We start from the raw sequence: 17,651 nt of genomic DNA, 5'->3' as shown, positions 1-17,651 counted from the left end.
AACCATGAATCTCAATCAACTGGCTTGGCGCAATATCTGGCGCAGGAAGCGACGCACGCTTATCACTGCCTTCTCCATCGGTTTCGGAGTTATGCTCTCGGTTACCTTTACCGGCTCCGGTGATTACACCTATACCAATATGATCGATATGGGGGCCAGCATGGGCATGGGCCATGTGACGGTGCAGCCGGTTGGGTATCATCTTAAACCGACGCTGGATAAACGCCTTAAACAGACAGAGAAACTGCACCAGCGCATTATGGGTATGGATGGTGTTGCCAATGTCACTGTGCGCATCACCGGCCAGGCGATGTTTGCCAGCGCTCGAAAAAGTGTGGGAGGGGCATTTATTGCGGTTGATCCGGCTTATGAGAGCAGTGCCAACAATCTGCTCAAACACTCCATTGTTGAAGGGGAACTGTTCTCCGACAAACAGGGGCGGGGCATTGTCATCGGTAGCAGACTGGCTAAAAAACTACATGTAAAGCTTGGTAAAAAGATCGTCTATACCACCACCGATGCCAACGGCGAGATCATCAGCGATATCACTCGCGTCACCGGCATCTTCACCACCGGCATTGATATGGTTGATGGCATCATGGCGCTGCTACCGATTGGCAGCGTGCAGAAGAATCTGAAATATGCGCCGGATGAGGCGACCGTGATCGCTGTGGTGATCAGCGATCAACGCCATGCCGAGGCCATGCGTGATGAGTTGGCGGCACTCCCTGAGGCGCATGAGGCAGAGGTGTTGACCTGGAAGAAGTCGCAGCCCGATCTGGCCGGTGTGATCGCCTTTGATAAAGCGGGTAACTATATCAGCCAGTTTCTTGTTGGCCTGCTGATTGCCGTTGGCATTCTTAATACCATGTTGATGAGTGTGCTGGAGCGAAGCCGTGAATTCGGAGTGATGATGGCCGTTGGTATGTCGCCGAAGGTGCTCTTTAAACTGGTGATGGTGGAGTCATTCTGGTTGGCCATTGTTGGACTGCTGCTGGGTATTATCATCACCGCACCCTGGTACTATTTTCTTTATAATACCGGCATCGATTTCTCCGGCGCATTCGGCACTGATTTCAGCTATGGCGGAGTACTGGTTGATCCGGTCTTCAAAGCCAGACTGTTCAAAGAGAGTATCATAGCGATCCTTGGCGGTCTGTTTATACTGGCTCTGCTGGCAGGAGTATATCCGGCATGGCGGGCAGGGCGCGTGCCTCCGGTTGAGAGCCTGAAGACGATATGAGGAGCGAAGATATGCCGTCTGAAGAGAGATATATTGTCCGTATGCAGGATGTCGTGAAAACCTATCGTCAGGGAAAAGTCGATGTGCATGCGGTCAATGGTGTGTCTCTGGCTATTGAGAGTGGCGATTTTGCTGTGCTCTGTGGGCCGTCTGGATCCGGTAAAACAAGCATACTGAATCTGATTGGTGGCCTTGATGTACCGACTTCGGGCCAGATTCTGGTTGATGGCATTGATCTCTCCACACTCGATAACAGCCAGCTATCCCAGGTGCGTAAGAATCGCATCGGATTTGTTTTTCAGGCCTATAATCTGATTCCAGTGATGACCGCTTATGAGAATGCGGAGTTTGTGCTGAATCTGCAGGGGGTAAGTGAGGCGGAAGCTCGTGAGCGGGTGATGGCAACATTGGCAGCAGTAGGGCTTGAAGGGCTGGAGCATCGGCGCCCTGATGAGATGAGTGGCGGTCAACAGCAACGGGTGGCGATTGCCAGGGCCATCGTAACTTCTCCGGCCATTGTTTTGGCCGATGAACCGACAGCTAATGTTGATTCACATACTGCAGAAGCACTACTTGATCTGATGCAGCAGTTGAACCGGGAGCAGGGCATTACCTTCCTTTTCTCCACCCATGATCAGCATGTGATGGATCGGGCTAAACGCACCATTCGTGTGCATGATGGCAAGATTGAGTCGGATGAAATTAGCGCTTAAAGCTGCCACCTTATCACTGTTGATGCTGTTTTTGTGTGTGCAGCCAGCGTATGCCTTTATCTCCTGGTCAGATGAGAAGAGCTCTCTGGAGATCAGAGGGCTGCTGCGCGGTTCCGGTCTGCTGTTAAAGAATCCGAATGCTCCTGTTTTTTACAATAAACGCTCTGTATCAGGTCTGGCTGGCTCTGGCCGGCTGATGATCGATGCAGGGATAAGTGACGCATGGAGCATTGAGATGCATGCTGTGCAAAATTATGTCCCGCTAACATTGCAACATGGTGGCAGCAATCTGCTCACCTTGCAGGGGGTGGAGCGCAGTGATCTTGTTGACTGGAGTTACTATAGCAGGGCGGCCCATCTGCTGATCGATCGTCTGAACCTGCAGTACGCATCAAACAGAGTGAACATCAAAGCAGGGCGGCAGCCGGTCAATCTGGCCACTACTTTCTATTTCACCCCCAACGATTTCTTTGCTCCTTTTGCTGCACAAACTTTTTTCCGCTCATATAAACCCGGCGTGGATGCGTTGCGGGCAGATGTTCAGTTGGCTGATATCTCACAGCTGTCGCTGATTTCGGTGCTGGGGTATCGACTTGATGCCGGCGGAGACAATGGTTGGAGCAATCGGGTTGATGCGGCTAGGAATTCGTACCTGGCCCGCATCTCCGCGCTGTTCGGTGATTTTGAACTGGCACTGCTGGCTGGTTCGGTGAAAAAGGATCGGGTGGTCGGTGGTGATCTGCAGGGTGAGTTGTTTGAGTGGTTGGGAGTCAGGGCGGAGGGACATGTGAATTTCCCTGATCAGGCAGGGCTAAAGCGACGGGTGGAGTTCGCTTTGGGGCTGGAGCATCGTTGGGAAAGTACATTGAGCCTGCGCGCAGAGCAGTTTTATCACGGTGGTGGTGCCTCAAACAGTGCGACTTATGGTGCAGTTCTGGCTACGCAAGGCAGCTATCTGGCGAGAAACTATAGTGCATTGGGAGCCAGCTATGAGTTTACACCGCTACTGAGCGGGGATCTGACAGTGATCTATAACTGGATGGATCACTCGGCGCTGGCGGCTGTTTACCTGCTCTACTCATTGAGTGATGAGTCCGAGCTTGCTTTCAGTGGGGCAGTGGCAAGGGGAGTAAGGCCGGTTGGTGCGCGCATCAACAGCGAGTTTGGTCTCTATCCTAATTCGCTAAGTGCAGAGATTCGCAGCTATTTTTAACCTTAACAGACACCTAGATAAATCTGCTCGTATTGACCTGCTCTACATGTTGTTCAAAGGATGCGTAGAGTTTCATAAAGGTGTTGAAAATATTCTCGGGCATCTCACACACCAGCGCACGCTCTTTTGTTCTTATTTCGGACTCAAAAGGCAGCTCGATGTGCGGATTAACCGTACCGAAGAAATCTCCACTGCAGAGGTTTATCTGTTGACCATCAGGTATACTCAACTCTGCTTCACCGGAGAGGATGATATGGCAGACAGGTGCAGAAAGATCGCTGATCGGGATCGCTTCCCCAGCTTCATATAAATTAACGACAGACTCTTCAGCAGCCCAGAGCTTGTCCTCTTCAGGCAGTTGGGAGAATGCAGGCATGGCATGAGTCATCGCATGTACCATGCGGGTCTGTACCGTACGGATAAGCTGATCACCTGCCAGAGGGGAGCGCTCTATCAGTTTGGTGATCGATTGGCTGGAGAACTCAAGCATTCGGGTCAAGCTGTTGGCCGTCACCGTTGCTGAACGATTCAGCTTATAGAGGCAGGCAAATTCGCCGAAGAAATCACCGGCTTTAAGTGTGGTCAGTGTTTTTGAACTGGCATCAGCCAGCATCAGGCGAACATCCACCGCACCTTCGAGGATCAGATAGAAGGTTTCGCTGGCCTCACCCTGGCTCACAATATCCTCACCGGCCTCAGCCTGTATCAGGGTTGCCTGTGTGATGAAATCGAGCGCTTCCTGATCAGAAAGTTGATCAATCAGGGCAAACAGGTGGCCTGATCCGGTACTTGATTCCTGAAAACCGGCGCTGGTGATCTGTGCCATATTCGAGAGTGCTTCGATCTCATCAGTTTTGGGATGATTAAGCTGTTTGCAGATCGCCAGAAATCCGAGCGCAAAACCGCCTTTGCCACTGGCCAGCATGCGTCTGGCCATGCTCAGCGCGAGATTGCGTGCCTCTTTGATACGCTCAGTTTTCTGCAACATCTGAATCAGTGGACGCACAATATGCATATCTTCGGGGAAGATATGATGCAGCAGCAGATAGCTGTGCAGGAGCTTTTGTTGACTCAGTGACATGGTTGCAAGCATAGCCTATGAAACGGGATTGTCATACATTGCTTGGGTATGGTCATGGTTGTCGCTAGTCTTAGCCCATGATTACAGAACATCCAATCTCTGGTAAGCCTCACGGCTCCATTTTATTCGCTCTTGAAGAGCAAGCAGGAGAAGCCAGTGCCAATTAAAGATGCGGTTACCCGACGCGGCGTATATCTGCTGCCTAGCCTGTTTACCACGATGGGCTTATTTGCCGGTTTCTATGCACTGCTTGCGGCTGTTCAAGGGCGCTTTGAACTTGCGGCCTGGGCGATTCTTGCTGCTGCTGTGTTTGATATGCTCGATGGCCGTGTGGCAAGACTTCTGCATGCCGAAACCTCCTTCGGTGCAGAGTATGACTCTCTCTGTGATATGCTCTCCTTCGGTATTGCACCTGCTGTGCTTCTCTATATGTGGGCACTGTTGAATCTTGGCCCTGACCTGCATAAATTGGCATGGCTGGGTGGTTTTTTCCTGGTTGCCGGAGCAGCTATCCGACTAGCGCGTTTTAATGTTCAGCTGGAGCATCAGGATAAACGTTATTTTCAGGGTCTGCCGACGCCGGGTGTGGCGCTGCTGATTGCCACCGCCGTACTTTACCATGTTGATGGTCAATTCAGCCCATGGCCATGGCTCTGGTTCTTCCTCTCGCTTTTACTTGCCTGGTTGATGCTAAGTAATGTCCGTTTTATTTCGGGTAAAGATATTGATCTGAAACAGCGTCACTCAACCGGTGTGCTGATCGGTATGATTCTGGTGATCGGTCTTGTTGCCATTGATCCGTATCGCGTGCCGTTCGGCATTATGTTTGTCTACTGCCTGCATGGGCCGATTTTGAGTCTGTGGCAGAACAGGCGCCTCACCCAGTACCGTCAGCAGCGAAAGCTCAACCGCAAACAGCAGAGTGATGGCGAAGAGTCTGATCAGGGTTAAGAGAATTGACCCGCCAGTTGCATGGTGCTTTAATGCGTCGCATGAACAAACAGTTGTCTGCATTCACCACTGCAACGAAGTACCTACTACTTCGAACGGGTCTGTGCGTCTGCTGATTGGATTCAGCTGATGATGTACAGGCCGCGGATTTCCGCGGCCTTTTTTGTTGGTGCTGATTTTATTGGATGAAGATAGGAGTTAATAATGTCTGATCGCTTGTATATATTCGATACAACACTGCGTGATGGCGAGCAGTCACCGGGCTGTTCGATGAACATTGAAGAGAAGATGCGCGTAGCCCATTCACTGGCCAAACTTGGCGTGGACATTATTGAGGCGGGTTTCCCGATCGCATCACCGGGTGATTTCGAAGCGGTTCACCGCATTGCCAGTGAAGTGCATGGCCCGGTCATTGCCGGTCTGGCAAGAGCCGCGCAGGGTGATATCGCCCGCGCTGGCGAGGCTGTAAAACCGGCTGGTGATCGTGCTCGCATTCACACTTTTATTGCGACAAGTCCGATTCATATGGAAGCCAAGCTGCGCATGAGCCCGGATCAGGTGGTCGAGCGTGCTGTTGCGGCAGTGAAGCAGGCCCGCTCACTGGTGCCTGAGGTTGAGTTCTCTGCTGAAGATGCAGGGCGTTCCGAGATGGATTTCCTCTGCCGAATCGTAGAGTCGGTAATTAAAGCCGGTGCCCGTGTGATTAATATTCCGGATACGGTCGGTTATATGACGCCTGATGAGTTCGGCTGGCGTATTCGCACTCTGATTGAACGTGTTCCAAACTCTGATCAGGCTATCTTCTCTGTGCATTGCCATAATGATCTGGGCCTTGCAGTGGCCAACTCACTGGCGGCAGTCGAAAACGGTGCGCGGCAGGTCGAGTGCACCATCAATGGACTGGGCGAGCGGGCAGGCAATGCGGCTCTGGAAGAGATCGTGATGATCATGAAAACCCGTGCCGACCGTTATGATGTTGAGATGGGCATTGATACCACCAAGATTGTGCCGACCTCAAAACTGGTTAGCCAGATTACCGGCATGCCGATTCAGCCGAACAAAGCGATTGTCGGGGCTAATGCTTTTGCCCATGAGTCCGGTATCCATCAGGACGGCATGCTCAAACATAAGAAAACCTATGAGATCATGACGCCTGAATCGGTCGGTTGGAGAGCCAATCGTATGGTTCTGGGTAAACACTCCGGTCGTGCAGCGCTTAAAGCCCGTTATGTTGAATTGGGCATAGAGCTGGATGATGAGCGTCTGATTGTGATCTTTGATCGCTTCAAGGTGTTGGCGGATAAGAAGAAGGATATCTTCGATGAAGATCTGATGTCGATTCTCTCTGATGACTCTAATATTGATACTGAACGTGTGAAGTTGATCAGTCTGCATGCGGCATCAGGCACCAATGACGCGCCGGTGGCTGCAGTTGAGTTGGAGATCGAGGGCGTTCGGCACAAGGCGACAGCACAAGGCGATGGCCCTGTGGATGCTGCTTTCCAGGCGATCAAATCGATGGTTGAGCCCAATGGCAAGCTCCTGCTCTATGCCGTGAACGCCATTACCGTCGGTACCGATGCTCAGGGTGAAGTGACAGTACGCTTGCAGGATGGTGAGCGTATTGTGAACGGGCAGGGGGCAGATACCGATATTATTGTGGCATCTGCCAAGGCACTGATCGCCGCACTGAATAAGCTTCCTAACATGCACGCCAGAGAGCTTCATGCGCAATACTCAGGGGTGTGAGGGGAGAGGAGTGAGGTGTCAGGCGTAAGGTGTCAGTCTCTCACTCCTAATCCTTCATCTGTTTGATGAAACATAGTGAAATCAAGAAAGGCCGGGCATTTGCCCGGCCTTTCTTTGTTATTGATTCCCTTACAGGTTCATGGTGAAGAGTGAGGTGAAAGGGTGAATAGTCAGGAGTGAGGTGTGAGCCCCTCACTCCTAACGCCTCCACTCCTAACCCTTCATCATAAACTCATCTGTTTCAGCCACTTCTCCAGGAAGTGAATATTGAACTCACCCTTCTGGAATCCGGGATTGGCCAGCAGACGCTGATGCAGCTCCTGATTGGTGGTGACTCCCAGAACGACCAGTTCATCAATCGCCCGCTGCATACGACGGATACACTTTTCGCGATCACGAGCATGGGTGATGATTTTACCGATCATCGAGTCGTAGTGGGGTGGGATTTTATAACCTGTATAGAGGTGTGAATCGACACGTACACTGCGACCGCCGGGTGCATGATAGAGCTCCACAGTGCCCGGTGACGGGGTGAACTTGAACGGGTGTTCCGCATTGATACGGCACTCAATCGCGTGCCCCTTGATCTTGAGGTCTTCCTGTTTGAAGGCGAGCTCTTCACCGTTGGCTACACGGATCTGCCACTCGATCAGATCAACACCGGTGATCCATTCTGTTACCGGATGTTCCACCTGAATGCGGGTGTTCATCTCCATGAAATAGAAGGAGTTATCCGCATTCATCAGGAATTCGATGGTGCCTGCGCCGACATAATTTACTGCCTTGGCTGCAGCCAGACCTGCGGCACAGATCTTCTCACGTGTTTCCGAATCTATTGACGGGCTTGGTGCCTCTTCAAGTACCTTCTGATTATTGCGCTGCATGGAACATTCGCGCTCGTAAAGGTGAACGAGATTACCGTGCGTATCGCCGAGCACCTGCACCTCGATGTGACGCGGCTCGACGAGGAACTTTTCGATAAAGACTGTATCATCACCAAATGCCGCACCGGCTTCTGCTTTGCACATGGAGAAAGCGTTTGAAAAAGATGCCTCGGAGTGCACCACCTTCATACCACGACCACCGCCGCCAGCAGATGCTTTGATAATCAGTGGGAAACCGGACTTTTTGGCGATTGCTCTGGCTTCTTCAATGTCGTTTACTGCACCGTCTGAACCTGGGACCAGAGGGACTCCAGCGATCTCCATCTTCTTCTTGGCAGTAACTTTATCACCCATGATACGCATCGATTCAGGCGTCGGGCCGATCCAGACAAGGCCGGATTCGTTAACGATATCGGCAAATTCGGCATTTTCAGCCAGAAAGCCGAAACCGGGATGAATGGCTTGCGCATCAGTCAGTTCAGCAGCTGCCATGATGGCCGCAATATTAAGGTAGGAGAGGGCGCTTGATGCAGGCCCGATACAGACCGACTCATCAGCGAGCCTTGTATGCATGCAGTCACGATCTGCTTCAGAGTAGACGGCGACCGAACGGATCCCAAGCTCTTTACAGGCACGGATAATGCGTACGGCAATTTCGCCACGGTTGGCGATCAGAATTTTGTGAAACATGTATCCTCCGATCAGCCCAGTGGTGTGATAACGAAAATCGGCTGGCCGTATTCTACTGACGTTGCATTATCGGCAAGAATGGCTTCAACCACACCATCATACTCCGACTCGATCTCATTCATCATCTTCATCGCTTCAATGATGCAGAGGGTATCACCCTTTTTAATTTTCTGGCCGATGGCAACAAAGGTATCAGCTTCAGGGCTAGGGGATGAGTAGAAGGTGCCTACCATTGGTGATTTAACCTGATTGGCCGTGCTTTCGGCAGGGCTTTCAGCTACGGCTGCTGGAGCAACAGGGGCTGCAACGGGTGCGGCAGGAGCTGCAGCATAAACCGGGGCTGCTGCCACAGGGGAGCCACGCGAGATGCGTACAGTTTCAGCACCTTCGGTGACTTCAATCTCTGTAACATCGGTGCTCTGAATCAGTTTAATAAGTTTGCGAATTTGAGAAATATCCAAGTTGATCTCCTTGTTTTAGTTAGTCTTTTATCTGACGCAAATGGTCTTGCAGGCCGCGCAGGGCCAGCTGGTATGAGGTTGCACCAAAGCCAGCCACGATACCTGTGGCGGCAGCCGCCAGCATGGAGTGATGACGAAACTCTTCACGGCGGTGAATATTAGATAGGTGCACTTCAATAAACGGGATGTTGATCGCCAGCATAGCATCACGAAGCGCAATGCTGGTGTGGGTGTAGGCTGCCGGATTGATAACAATACCATCGATATGGTCACTGGCAGCCTGATGGATGCGATCAACCAGCTCGCCTTCGTGATTGCTCTGGAAGCTGGATATCTCGATTCCGAGGTTGTCACCCAGCTCAATCAGTGACTGGTTGATATCAGCAAGCGTGAGATGTCCATAGTGGCCGGGTTCACGTGTGCCGAGAAGGTTGAGGTTTGGTCCATGCAGAACAAGAATGCGCAGGTTTTTCATGAGTCGGTCTCCCTCTCCCAATCGTTCTTAAGTGTTTGTAGTGAAGGATCTTCGGGCTGACGCATCATGAGCAGAGCAAGCATTTTAACTGCATGCTCTTTTTCGCCTTGCTGCCAGAGCAGTCTGGCCAGTGTGCTTGATGCGGGTGTTTGCGGCACCTGGCGGGCATTCTGCAATTTAAGTGCACGGGTAGCGCTCTGTATGCCTGCTTCAATCTTGCCGAGTTTTCTCTGTATGCGAGCCAGAAGCTGCCACGCAGATGTTTCAGAAGGGGCAAAGGCGATCAATTCATTGAGAATCTTCTCAGCTGATTTTAGATCACTGTTGGCAATCGCCTCTTTTGCCGCATGCATGCCAGCTGCGACACCGTACCAGTTGCCTGGCACAGGGGCTGACTTAGCTTTTAACTGCCGGGTATTGGGTGTGCTGGCGCTTGCTGTTAGCATGCGGCTCACACTAAGTGTTCGTATATACCGGGTCAATCGGGATGAATGCATAAACAGGTGAAAAAAGATCGATTCTGGTCAAAAAATGATCATTACGGTTGTTTTTTTGTGGATTTTATAGGGGCTTGCATGTCTGACGAGATTACCATCCATATCAATGGCGAAGACCGGATAGTGCAGGCAACCACCCTGAGTGAACTGGTAACTGAAATGGGACTGGAGAAACGGATGATTGCCATTGAGTGTAATCTTGAGGTGGTTCCCAGAAGCCAGTATGAGAGCGCCGCTTTGAAAAATGGTGACCGCATTGAACTGGTTCACATGATCGGTGGCGGATAAGGTTTGATCGATTCATAAAAGGCTTGCGTGGCTTTTACTTGTTTTCGCAGTCGGAAAGTGTGATTTTCGCCTGTTTACACAATTCGGAAGAATAGCCGAATTGGACGCATGCTGCGGGGCACAGCCTCGAAGGCTCAGGATAGCCTGAGTCAAAAGCCGCACGTCGTGTGCGGAAGGGAATTATTGCTTAGTGTATGGGATGATTCATCCCGTGCTTGCACAAAAGAGCAAAAGTTGCGACGTTTTCCCGTACAGATTGTGCGGAAGGGGAGTTTGATTAGATGTCTGATGATATGTTTAAAGTAGGTAGCCATGAGTTCAGATCGAGACTCATTGTAGGCTCTGGTAAATACAAAGATTTTCAGACCACCAAAGATGCTACCGAAGCATCAGATGCTGAGATGATTACTGTGGCTGTGCGTCGTGTGAATATTACTGACCCTGGCAAAGAGAATCTGCTCGATTATATCGATCCGAAAAAATATACCATTCTGCCTAATACAGCAGGCTGTTTTAATGCCGATGATGCGGTGCGCACCCTGCGTCTGGCTCGTGAAGCCGGTGGCTGGAACCTTGTGAAGCTGGAGGTGCTTGGCGATACACAGACGCTTTATCCCAATGTGGTTGAGACGATCAATGCCGCCGAGACGCTGGTTGCAGAGGGTTTTGAGGTGATGGTCTACACCAATGATGATCCGATTGTGGCAACACGGCTGGAGGAGATTGGTTGCGTGGCAGTGATGCCACTGGGTAATCCGATCGGTTCAGGACGTGGACTTGCTAATCCGTTCAATATTCGCGTCATCAAAGAGCGCGCATCGGTTCCGATTGTTGTCGATGCCGGCATTGGTACTGCTTCTGATGCTGCGAAATCGATGGAGCTGGGTGCAGATGCTGTACTGATTAATACTGCCATTGCAGAAGCCAAAGATGAGTGTCTGATGGCTAAAGCGATGCGCGATGCAGTCAGGGCAGGGCGTCAGGCCTATCTGGCCGGACGTATGCCAAAACGCGCCTTTGCCAGTGCTTCATCACCAACTGAAGGTTACATCTGGGATTAAATAAATTAGACGCTGATTAACGCAGATAAACACAGATAGTGTGCTTTTTTTGATCAGTAAATACGATAGAAATTGAGTGGAAGGATTAGGTGATATCGTTTTTGATAGTAATCCTGTTCATCAGCGATAATCTGCGTCCATCTGTGTCTAAAAAAGGAATATAATAAATGACTGAATTGAAAAATGATCTATTTTTGCGCGCCTGCCTGCGCCAGGATGTTGAGCGTACGCCGGTATGGATGATGCGCCAGGCTGGACGTTACCTTGCTGAATACAGGGCAACCCGAGCACGCGCTGGTGGTTTCCTGAATCTCTGCCGCTCACCTGAGCTGTGCTCCGAAGTAACCCTGCAGCCGATTGATATTCTTGATGCAGATGCTGCGATTCTCTTCTCCGATATTCTGGTTGTACCCGAAGCGATGGGCATGGAACTGACCTTTGGTGTCGGTGAAGGGCCTAAGTTCCCTGATCCAATCACCTGCCGTGCTGATGTAGAAAAACTGCCTGTATTGGATGATCCAACCAAAGAGTTGGGTTATGTGATGGATGCAGTGAGCACCATTCGGCGTGATCTCAATGGCCGCGTACCTCTGATCGGTTTTGCAGGCTCTCCGTGGACACTGGCGACCTACATGGTTGAGGGTGGCGGCTCCAAGAACTTCTCCAAAGTCAAAGCGATGGCATTCAATGATCCGGAAACTATGCATCTGCTGCTTGAGAAGCTAGCCGACTCTGTTGCCGCTTATCTCAATGGTCAGATTGCCAGTGGTGCACAGGCTGTACAGATCTTTGATACCTGGGGTGGCATCCTTAATACCCGTGATTATAAAGAGTTCTCCCTGCAGTATATGCAGAGGATTGTTTCACAGCTCACCCGTGAACATGACGGCCGTAAAGTGCCTGTAATCCTCTACTCCAAGGGTGGCATGGGCTGGTTGGAAGCGATGGCTGATACCGGTTGTGATGTGCTGGGTCTGGACTGGTCGATTGATATTGATGAGGCCAAAGCGCGTGTTGGTGATCGCGTGGCTCTGCAGGGTAATATGGATCCGACTATGTTATACGCTAAACCTGAGCGTATCCGTGCTGAGGTGAAGGATATTCTGGCCAAGTTCGGTCATGGTAATGGCCATGTCTTTAATCTTGGTCACGGCATCACTCCAGATGTGCCACCTGAGCACGCTATTGAGTTTTTCAAGGCTGTTCGCGAAGAGTCCGTTCAATATCATAAGTAACTGACTACTGCTTCACTTTAAAAAGGTCGCTCTCTGAGCGGCCTTTTTTGTTTACTGTCGCACTATTCCTATGCAGATTAAGGAGAAATGCATCATGGCATTTGAGTGGGGTAGATATCCTGAGATGGTGAAGAGCGAAGAGGTTGCTGACATGTCACATCTGCAAGCGGCAATAAAAGCCGAGCAGGTCTCTCTTCTGTTTAAGGCAATGGCCTCCTCTTCCATTGCGACTACCATTAACGCATCGATATTAACGCTCATGTTGTGGGATGTTATCAGGCACGACTATCTGATCGCATGGCTCGCTGTCCTGCTGTTTATCACATTGGGCCGACTGCTTCACAGCCACTATTTTCAACGTGATCAAGCTAAAGTCCAAAACTCTCAGCGTTGGGAGATATCTTTTTTAGCAGGAACCACGCTGGCGGCTTTGAGCTGGGGCTGCGCATCACTACTTCTGTTTGCCGACCAGTCTGTAGTACATCAGGTGTTTCTCGCCTTTGTGGTAGGTGGCATGTGCGCCGGGGCGATCACCTCACTCTCCCCACAAAAACTCCCCATTCTCATTTATCTATCTCTGAGCCTTTTGCCTCTCTCCCTCCGCTTTGTCATGGAGGCAACGCCTATGGCTTATGCCATGGGTTTTATGCTTTTCCTGTTTTGGATTATTCTGGTTATCAGTTCGCTAAGGATTCACCATCAAATTACTCAAAATATCTCGCTCAGGCTTGAGAGTCAGCATCAGAAAGATGAGCTGGAAAAGAGTGAGGGGCGATTCAGAGAGCTGTTTGAGAACAACAAGTGTGTGGAACTGGTTATTGATCCCGATACTGGAGCCATTATTGCCGCCAACAGAGCTGCGGAACTATTTTACGGTTACAGCCAGGATCAACTCATGTCGATGTCGATTTCTGCTATCAACAGTCTCTCTTCTGAAGAGATTGCGGTTGAGATGCAGCATGCAAAATCAGAGGGGCGAAGTCATTTCATCTTTAAACACAGGCTTGCTTCTGGAGAGGTAAAAGATGTTGAGGTCTATTCAGGTCCCTTGCACTGGAATGGAGAGCAGGTTCTCTACTCGATTATTCATGATATCACTGCCCGTATAAAAGCCGAAGATCAACTACGCAAACTATCTCAGGCTATCGAGCAGGCCGGCGAATCAATTATCATTACCGACAGAGAGGGGATCATTGAATATGTGAACCCGGCGTTTTCAATCATTACAGGTCATACTGCTGAGGAGGTCATGGGAGAGAGCCCGAGACTGCTTAAAAGTGGCAGGCAGAGTTCAGAGTTTTACGACGAGTTGTGGCAGACAATTTTGAGTGGCGAGGTATGGAAACGTTCACTGATTGAACGTCGTAAGGATGGCAGCCTCTATCCGGCATCGATGTCGATTGCTCCGATCTTCAATGAGGCCCATGAAATCACCCATTTTGTCGGTATCCAGCAGGATATGAGTGATCATGAGGAGCTGGAGAACAAGTTCCGGCAGGCCCAGAAGATGGAGGCGATCGGTACGCTTGTGGGTGGTATTGCCCATGATTTTAATAATATGCTGGGAGGCATGACCGGCAACCTCTATCTGGCCAAGAAACGCATGGTAGATTTTCCTGATGTGGTACACAGGCTGGAGGTTGTCGAGAGTCTGAGTTACAGGGCTTCAGATATGATCAAACAGCTGCTGATGTTTGCGCGCAAGGGTGTGCTGGAGATGCGACCTTTTGGCCTGACCTCATTTATTAAAGAGGTATCCAAGATCAATGAAGTCAGTATTCCTGAAAACATCTCATTCAAGACCCGCTTCTGTCTGGAGGAGTTGGTGGTCAATGGTGATGCCACGCAGCTGCATCAGGCGTTGATCAATCTTCTGAACAATGCCCGTGATGCTGTTGCTTCGGTTGCTGAACCGCAGGTCTCTCTCTCTCTTGATGAGTTTGAGGCAGATGCTGAGTTCTCACATCTGCATCCATCTATGAGCGGTACCCGGTTTGCAAGGCTGACAGTCAGTGATAACGGTTGCGGTATCAGCAAAGAGCAGCAGGAGCATATCTTCGAACCATTTTATACCTCAAAGGAGGTTGGTACAGGCACAGGCCTTGGTCTGGCCATGGTTTATGGTGCGATTGAAAGTCATGGTGGCATCGTTGAAGTGGAGAGCACTCCCGGTGAGGGCTCCTCATTTTATATCTATCTGCCGCTGCTGGAGGAGAAGCAGTCTGTAATCAGCCCTGAAGATTGTGACGCTATTATCAGTGGCCAGGGTGAGACGATTCTTGTGGTCGATGATAATGCCGACATTCGAATGAGTACCAAAGAGGTGTTGGAGAGCATCGGTTACAACGTGCTGGAGGCATCCGATGGACTGGAAGCCGTTGAAATATTCAGCACCAGTCATCGTGTTATTTCGTGTGTGCTAATGGATGTGGTGATGCCACGGCTGGGTGGTGTGAAAGCGGTAGAGAGGATGTGTGGCATTGATCCGGATGTGAAAGTGATCTTTACAACCGGTTACGATAAAGAGGATGCATTGAAAGGGGAGATGCCATCCAGTGATTACCTGATTCTCTCCAAACCATGTCATATTGAGATGTTGAGCAGGGTGATTCGTGAGCAACTGGACGCTTAACTATTCAGAGTAGCCAGTCAGGCTGGCCAACCCATCGCTAATCAGCAGTTCCGATCTCATCATTCACATCTTCAATCAGGCAGCGAATCTCTTCGATAGCACCTGTGTTGCCTGACTCGATAAGTCCGATGATGAAGCTTTCGATGGTGCGCGGCAGCAGGGTGGGTTCATCCACCGGGCCACGGGAGTAGAGAATGAAGCCGTTGAGGAAACCTTCAAACTGCTCTTCAGAGAGTTTCTCGTAGTTCTTGTTTTGTGATCCGGCCATAAATGCCTTGATCTGACTGCTACTGAATTCGAAGCCGCCAAGCTCGAAGATCTCTTTGATCTCGAAATGTTTGAGGTTGTTGGCGATGGTGATTTTCTTGAGAATATTGTTTTCGGTCATGGCCAAAGCTTAGTCGATCTGTGGTGGATTGGGACAGTTTTTTCTACAAACCTATTATATTCATGGTATCTTAATGCAATTATAGGCACTCTTCGCGGCCGGTAATTTCCGCAGGTATATAATTAAATGACTACAAATGAAGAAACTCAGCCTACATTCAGTGAGCTGAACCTACACCCGGACGTGCTTAAGGGCGTTCAAGATGTGGGATATGAAACACCATCTCCGATTCAGGCACAGACGATTCCACTGCTCTTAGAGGGCAGGGATCTTGTTGGCCAGGCACAGACGGGCACGGGCAAGACAGGCGCCTTTGCGCTGCCGCTGCTCTCCCATATCGATTTGAACAAAAGCACTCCGCAGCTGCTTGTGTTGGCACCAACACGTGAGCTTGCTATTCAGGTTGCCGAGGCGTTCCAGATCTATGCCAAGCATATGAGAGGCTTCCATGTGTTGCCGATCTACGGTGGTCAGAGCTATGAGATTCAGCTGCGTGCACTTAAACGTGGCGTACATGTTGTCGTCGGCACGCCCGGTCGTGTGATGGACCATATGCGTCGCGGCACACTCAATCTTGGTGGCCTGCGCGCTCTTGTTCTCGATGAAGCGGACGAGATGTTGCGCATGGGTTTCATCGATGATGTGAAGTGGGTTCTCGAACAGACTCCTTCAGATCGTCAGATCGCACTATTCTCCGCCACTATGCCACCGGTGATTCGCAAGATTGCTGAGCAGCATCTGAACAGTCCTGAACATGTTACCGTCAAGACGAAAACGTCGACAGTAGAAACGATTCGTCAGCGTTACCTTGTAGCTGGCGGCGTTCGTCAGAAGATGGATGCATTGACCCGTATTCTTGAGGCAGAGCCGTTTGATGGCATGATCATCTTTGTGCGCACCAAGTCTGCGACCGAAGAGATTGCTGAAAAGCTTGAAGCGCGAGGTTTCTCTGCATCAGCACTTAATGGTGATATCACCCAGAAAACACGTGAAGCGACTGTGAACCGACTGAAGAAGGGGCAGATCGATATTATTGTTGCTACAGATGTTGCAGCACGCGGTCTCGATGTGGATCGTATTTCGCATGTGATTAACTTTGATATCCCCAACGATACTGAGCCTTATGTTCATCGTATTGGCCGTACCGGTAGGGCAGGGCGCAAAGGTGATGCAATTCTTTTCATAGCCCCACGTGAAAAGCGCATGCTTTATGCGATTGAGCGGGCGACCAAGCAGACGATTGAGCAGTATGTCATGCCGACTACTGAAGATATCAACAACAAACGCATTGATGAATTCAAGCAGCGTATCAGTGACACACTGGAATCCAGTGATGGATTGGAGTTGTTTGCCGGTATCGTTGAAAAGTATCAGGCTGAACATGACGTTTCGGCTATTGAGATTGCAGCTGCACTGGCAAAAATGGCACAGGGTGATAAGTCTCTGCTGCTTAAGGATCAGCCTATGCGTGCAGTTCGTGAACGTGTCGAACGCAGTGATTCGCGTGATGAGAGTAGAGGCGAGAGAAGGCCAAGGGCTGAGCGTTCAAGTTCGTCTGTTAGTGCATCAGATCGTGCGTCGCGCAGGGACAAACCTGTAGCCAGAACCTTCAGCGGGCCAAAACCGGAGAGGGGCATGGCACGCTACCGCCTTGAAGTCGGTGAAACCCACGGTGTGAAACCGGGCAACATTGTAGGCGCTATCGCCAATGAGATGGGGCTGGAATCTGAATTTATTGATAAAATCAACATTATGGATGATCACAGTACCGTTGATTTGCCAGAGGGTATGCCCAGTGAACTGTTCAAGCAGTTCCGTGAGATCAGGGTTGCAGGTCGCACACTGGATGCCACATGCCTCAGCGATTCAGGCTCTGAGGGCCCATCAAGGCCACCTGCTGCCAAAAAAAGGAACATCAGGCCTTCGGGATCAAGGGGCGGTGATCGTCCTCCGCGTCGTGGTAATGTGGTGAAAGGCAGAGGTAAACCGCCACGCAAGTCATAGAACAGGCAAATTGAAGAGATAAAAAGAGCCGCCCGATTCGGGTGGCTCTTTTTTTGTTCAGTTTATATCACTATGGTGAATGCGAT

General features: G+C 50.5%; 16 protein-coding genes. 10 read left to right on the top strand and 6 right to left on the bottom strand.

Features of this window, described 5'->3' with window-relative positions:
• Positions 1-4: 4 nt before the first annotated feature.
• The 3 genes from F3F96_RS09560 to F3F96_RS09550 are packed head-to-tail and all read left to right on the top strand — an operon-like array spanning position 5 to position 3,169.
• A complete protein-coding gene (locus tag F3F96_RS09560; RefSeq protein ID WP_176963030.1) occupies positions 5-1,243 on the top strand; it encodes an FtsX-like permease family protein in 1,239 nt (412 codons plus the stop codon).
• Between the two features lie 11 nt (positions 1,244-1,254).
• Entirely contained in the window at positions 1,255-1,956 is a 702-nt protein-coding gene (locus F3F96_RS09555; protein ID WP_176963029.1) for an ABC transporter ATP-binding protein, read from the top strand.
• Positions 1,940-3,169: a hypothetical protein gene (locus F3F96_RS09550; protein ID WP_176963123.1), complete on the top strand. Its 1,230-nt coding sequence runs from the start codon at positions 1,940-1,942 to the stop codon at positions 3,167-3,169. The genes F3F96_RS09555 and F3F96_RS09550 overlap by 17 nt, the downstream gene beginning before the upstream one ends.
• A gap of 13 nt (positions 3,170-3,182) precedes the next feature.
• Here the strand turns inward: F3F96_RS09550 and F3F96_RS09545 are convergent, their stop codons facing one another.
• Positions 3,183-4,250, bottom strand: a complete 1,068-nt coding sequence (locus F3F96_RS09545) for a cyclic nucleotide-binding domain-containing protein (RefSeq protein ID WP_176963028.1) — start codon at positions 4,248-4,250, stop codon at positions 3,183-3,185.
• A gap of 156 nt (positions 4,251-4,406) precedes the next feature.
• Here F3F96_RS09545 and pssA point away from each other — a divergent pair, with 156 nt between their 5' ends.
• Positions 4,407-5,201, top strand: coding sequence for a CDP-diacylglycerol--serine O-phosphatidyltransferase (gene pssA / locus F3F96_RS09540; protein ID WP_370465530.1), 795 nt, complete (start codon positions 4,407-4,409; stop codon positions 5,199-5,201).
• 204 nt (positions 5,202-5,405) lie between these two features.
• Positions 5,406-6,950, top strand: coding sequence for a 2-isopropylmalate synthase (locus tag F3F96_RS09535; protein ID WP_176963027.1), 1,545 nt, complete (start codon positions 5,406-5,408; stop codon positions 6,948-6,950).
• A gap of 224 nt (positions 6,951-7,174) precedes the next feature.
• Here the strand turns inward: F3F96_RS09535 and accC are convergent, their stop codons facing one another.
• The 4 genes from accC to F3F96_RS09515 are packed head-to-tail and all read right to left on the bottom strand — an operon-like array spanning position 7,175 to position 9,906.
• Positions 7,175-8,524 (bottom strand): acetyl-CoA carboxylase biotin carboxylase subunit, encoded by a 1,350-nt coding sequence (gene accC, locus F3F96_RS09530; RefSeq protein WP_176963026.1) that lies wholly within the window; start codon positions 8,522-8,524, stop codon positions 7,175-7,177.
• An 11-nt stretch (positions 8,525-8,535) separates the two neighbouring features.
• Positions 8,536-8,985, bottom strand: a complete 450-nt coding sequence (accB, locus tag F3F96_RS09525) for an acetyl-CoA carboxylase biotin carboxyl carrier protein (protein ID WP_176963025.1) — start codon at positions 8,983-8,985, stop codon at positions 8,536-8,538.
• A gap of 19 nt (positions 8,986-9,004) precedes the next feature.
• The gene (aroQ, locus tag F3F96_RS09520) at positions 9,005-9,451 is read right to left on the bottom strand and encodes a type II 3-dehydroquinate dehydratase (RefSeq protein ID WP_176963121.1); all 447 of its coding nucleotides are present in this window, start codon (positions 9,449-9,451) and stop codon (positions 9,005-9,007) included.
• A gap of 5 nt (positions 9,452-9,456) precedes the next feature.
• Positions 9,457-9,906, bottom strand: a complete 450-nt coding sequence (locus F3F96_RS09515) for a M48 family metallopeptidase (protein ID WP_241697767.1) — start codon at positions 9,904-9,906, stop codon at positions 9,457-9,459.
• Between the two features lie 129 nt (positions 9,907-10,035).
• Between F3F96_RS09515 and thiS the strand changes: the two genes are divergently transcribed.
• The 4 genes from thiS (at position 10,036) to F3F96_RS09495 (ending at position 15,173) form a co-directional block, all read left to right on the top strand.
• Complete coding sequence (gene thiS, locus F3F96_RS09510) at positions 10,036-10,245, top strand: sulfur carrier protein ThiS (RefSeq protein ID WP_176963024.1); 210 nt, start codon at positions 10,036-10,038, stop codon at positions 10,243-10,245.
• A 281-nt stretch (positions 10,246-10,526) separates the two neighbouring features.
• A complete protein-coding gene (locus tag F3F96_RS09505) occupies positions 10,527-11,306 on the top strand; it encodes a thiazole synthase (RefSeq protein ID WP_305058164.1) in 780 nt (259 codons plus the stop codon).
• Positions 11,307-11,473: 167 nt separating this feature from the next.
• Positions 11,474-12,541 carry a uroporphyrinogen decarboxylase gene (gene hemE / locus F3F96_RS09500; RefSeq protein WP_176963023.1) on the top strand — a complete coding sequence of 356 codons (1,068 nt, stop codon included), beginning with the start codon at positions 11,474-11,476 and terminating at the stop codon, positions 12,539-12,541.
• Between the two features lie 94 nt (positions 12,542-12,635).
• Positions 12,636-15,173, top strand: a complete 2,538-nt coding sequence (locus tag F3F96_RS09495; protein ID WP_241697766.1) for a PAS domain S-box protein — start codon at positions 12,636-12,638, stop codon at positions 15,171-15,173.
• A 37-nt stretch (positions 15,174-15,210) separates the two neighbouring features.
• On the opposite strand, the gene F3F96_RS09490 is transcribed toward F3F96_RS09495, so the two are convergent.
• Positions 15,211-15,561: a DUF1456 family protein gene (locus F3F96_RS09490; RefSeq protein ID WP_176963022.1), complete on the bottom strand. Its 351-nt coding sequence runs from the start codon at positions 15,559-15,561 to the stop codon at positions 15,211-15,213.
• Positions 15,562-15,687: 126 nt separating this feature from the next.
• Here F3F96_RS09490 and F3F96_RS09485 point away from each other — a divergent pair, with 126 nt between their 5' ends.
• Positions 15,688-17,565 carry a DEAD/DEAH box helicase gene (locus F3F96_RS09485; RefSeq protein ID WP_176963021.1) on the top strand — a complete coding sequence of 626 codons (1,878 nt, stop codon included), beginning with the start codon at positions 15,688-15,690 and terminating at the stop codon, positions 17,563-17,565.
• Positions 17,566-17,651: the final 86 nt, after the last annotated feature.

It is taken from the genome of Mariprofundus sp. NF, assembly GCF_013387455.1.
Classification (GTDB): Bacteria; Pseudomonadota; Zetaproteobacteria; order Mariprofundales; family Mariprofundaceae; genus Mariprofundus.
Note: the sequence above shows the minus strand (reverse complement) of the source record. Positions and strands in the feature narration are given on the sequence as shown.

Bases quoted from the DNA above. Each gene is read 5' to 3' on its own strand.
- F3F96_RS09560 (WP_176963030.1), top strand. From the start codon at position 5: ATGAATCTCAATCAACTGGCTTGGCGCAATATCTGGCGCAGGAAGCGA.
- F3F96_RS09555 (WP_176963029.1), top strand. From the start codon at position 1,255: ATGCCGTCTGAAGAGAGATATATTGTCCGTATGCAGGATGTCGTGAAA.
- F3F96_RS09550 (WP_176963123.1), top strand. From the start codon at position 1,940: ATGAAATTAGCGCTTAAAGCTGCCACCTTATCACTGTTGATGCTGTTT.
- F3F96_RS09545 (WP_176963028.1), bottom strand. From the start codon at position 4,250: ATGTCACTGAGTCAACAAAAGCTCCTGCACAGCTATCTGCTGCTGCAT.
- F3F96_RS09535 (WP_176963027.1), top strand. From the start codon at position 5,406: ATGTCTGATCGCTTGTATATATTCGATACAACACTGCGTGATGGCGAG.
- accC (WP_176963026.1), bottom strand. From the start codon at position 8,524: ATGTTTCACAAAATTCTGATCGCCAACCGTGGCGAAATTGCCGTACGC.
- F3F96_RS09515 (WP_241697767.1), bottom strand. From the start codon at position 9,906: ATGCTAACAGCAAGCGCCAGCACACCCAATACCCGGCAGTTAAAAGCT.
- thiS (WP_176963024.1), top strand. From the start codon at position 10,036: ATGTCTGACGAGATTACCATCCATATCAATGGCGAAGACCGGATAGTG.
- F3F96_RS09505 (WP_305058164.1), top strand. From the start codon at position 10,527: ATGTCTGATGATATGTTTAAAGTAGGTAGCCATGAGTTCAGATCGAGA.
- hemE (WP_176963023.1), top strand. From the start codon at position 11,474: ATGACTGAATTGAAAAATGATCTATTTTTGCGCGCCTGCCTGCGCCAG.
- F3F96_RS09495 (WP_241697766.1), top strand. From the start codon at position 12,636: ATGGCATTTGAGTGGGGTAGATATCCTGAGATGGTGAAGAGCGAAGAG.
- F3F96_RS09490 (WP_176963022.1), bottom strand. From the start codon at position 15,561: ATGACCGAAAACAATATTCTCAAGAAAATCACCATCGCCAACAACCTC.
- F3F96_RS09485 (WP_176963021.1), top strand. From the start codon at position 15,688: ATGACTACAAATGAAGAAACTCAGCCTACATTCAGTGAGCTGAACCTA.